This window comes from Clostridium sp. MCC328, from assembly GCF_018785465.1.
Taxonomy (GTDB): domain Bacteria; phylum Bacillota; class Clostridia; order Lachnospirales; family Lachnospiraceae; genus Pilosibacter; species Pilosibacter fragilis.
On the sequence record NZ_WQPW01000074.1, the window covers coordinates 1 to 1,288 of the forward strand.

Below are 1,288 nucleotides of genomic sequence, written 5' to 3' on the forward strand. Positions count from 1 at the left end.
TTGCGACACATACCCTGCTGGCTGTCAAAAATTTTACAGCCAAAATGGGGCGATATTGGAAAAATTCATTTTGGAAAATTGGAGAAAATTTGAGGTAAGATTTGACGGCCTATTTTGGATTTTGGAAAAAATTTAGGAAATGTACAAAATAGCGGCAAATCCGCATGGATAAAGGATTTGCGATAATTTTCTATTTTGGAAATAAAAAAGTAGTTTTGTCCTGATTTAAACGATCCTGCCATTTTCCATAGAGCTGCTGCAGGATTTCTGGTGATATCATTCCCATTACGCGTCTTATTGTATCATGAGATGGTATTCCGTTTTTTAACTCTATATATTTGCGAAGATAATCCTGATAATTTTCTGCAAATAATGCCATTTCTACCCAGTCATCTGCATTTGCTAATGTTGCAAACAACACAATAACAAGAATGCCCTTTAATGTATGACGAACTTTCCTTTGCTGACGATCATCTTTTATGTATTCCAGCCAATCTAATAATTCCTGCATGTATCAACGCCCCTTTTCTTTTAATTTTATCAGAAAAGGAGCGTGTTCACAATTTATTTACTCATGCGTTTGTCGTGGGTTTCCAGTCTGAAAAATATACCTGGCACAAAAGTCAAGGAGGTAATAAAATTGGAAAAGACGAATATCGGCGGCGTTGCCAAGATGGATAATTTTGCGAGATTCTCTCTGGTGGGTCTGGAAGATTGCCCCGGTGTTGCTTTTAAGGTGTTTTCGCTGCTGAGCCGTCACAATGTAAATGTGGATATTATTTTGCAGTCTGTGAGCCGCAGCGGCAGTAAGGACATCAGCTTTACCTGCCCGCTGAGCAGCCTGGACGATGCCCGCCGGGTGTTGGAAGAGAACAAGGATGTGCTCGAATATGACAGCATTGAGGTGGACGATAATGTGGCCAAGATCAGCCTGGTGGGCGCCGGTATGATGACGCATGTGGGCGTGGCCTCCGATATGTTCGAGGCGCTGTATGATGCAGGTATCAATATCCAGATGATTGCTACATCCGAGATTCGTATTTCGGTATTGGTGAACAAGGACGATGCAAACCGCGCCATCAAAGTGGTGCACGATAAGTTCTTCGGCAACGAGGACTGACCGATTGGTCTTTCCTTTTTTGAAGCAGCGTGTTATACTATGAAAAATAGTGTAACGCGCTGTTTTTTTCAGCAGGCGGAAGGAGTTGGAAACGATGATTTATCACTGCGAGGATCACACCTGTAATTATTGGGATGAAGGCGAAAAGCTGCCGGAGCGCTGTCCGCA

General features: G+C 42.6%; 2 protein-coding genes. One reads left to right on the plus strand and one right to left on the minus strand.

Annotation, left to right across the window (positions count from 1 at the left end; all coding sequences use genetic code 11):
• Nucleotides 1-190: 190 nt before the first annotated feature.
• On the minus strand, nucleotides 191-511 hold the full coding sequence (locus tag GPK83_RS11880; protein WP_252196334.1) for a transposase family protein: 321 nt from the start codon (nucleotides 509-511) through the stop codon (nucleotides 191-193).
• 129 nt (nucleotides 512-640) lie between these two features.
• On the opposite strand from GPK83_RS11880, the gene GPK83_RS11885 reads away from it, so the two are divergent.
• A complete protein-coding gene (locus tag GPK83_RS11885) occupies nucleotides 641-1,120 on the plus strand; it encodes an ACT domain-containing protein (RefSeq protein ID WP_252196335.1) in 480 nt (159 codons plus the stop codon).
• The last annotated feature ends 168 nt before the right edge of the window (nucleotides 1,121-1,288 follow it).

Coding starts and splice junctions, on each gene's coding strand:
- GPK83_RS11880 (WP_252196334.1), bottom strand. CDS start 511: ATGCAGGAATTATTAGATTGGCTGGAATACATAAAAGATGATCGTCAG.